This is a genomic window from Photorhabdus tasmaniensis (assembly GCF_011189505.1).
GTDB lineage: Bacteria > Pseudomonadota > Gammaproteobacteria > Enterobacterales > Enterobacteriaceae > Photorhabdus > Photorhabdus tasmaniensis.
The window spans coordinates 1-547 of the sequence record NZ_PUJU01000204.1; the positions used below are offsets into that span (position 1 = coordinate 1).

Here is a 547-nt window from a genome sequence, read left to right on the forward strand (position 1 = left end):
AACTGAAAGAGGCGTTTAAAACAAAGCGCAAAAAACTGGGGTTAGTGAATAAAGGTTTTCAGGCAGTTGATATGCTGCAAACACTGTTTTCTCGTGAAGGCAGCCAGGAAATAAGACTGCTGGATATGGAAATCCAGACGCCGGAAATCGCCTTAAGCGGCGGCAGTAAACTGGTAAATGCTGCACATGGCAATGGGGCGTATTTTGAACAGGCGGTTTCGGTGGCGTTATCGCCGCTGATGGGGATTAAATTGCGGCTGGATTTAATTCAGGCATTTGCCACGGCATTCGGTGTTGAGAAATTAATTGCGCTTATTCGGGAGCAGGGATTAAAAGGAAAGGCGGCGGTAGATGATGGGCGGGATGGTGCTTATCTGGGGGCGCAATTAGATATGGTGCTGGAAGGGGCGTTAAATCTGTCATTTAAATATGCCAGCAATGAAGAGCGGGAGATGGAATTCCAATTGGGGGATAGCGTCAGGGGTACGCTGGCGATTAGGGCGGAAACGAATATTCAGGCGGGTTTTAAATATTATCTGGTAGAAGG

At 47.7% G+C, this 547-nt stretch carries 1 pseudogene; it reads left to right on the forward strand.

Features of this window, described 5'->3' with window-relative positions:
- A pseudogene (locus C5471_RS23555) lies at positions 1-547 on the forward strand (hypothetical protein); the annotation flags it as partial.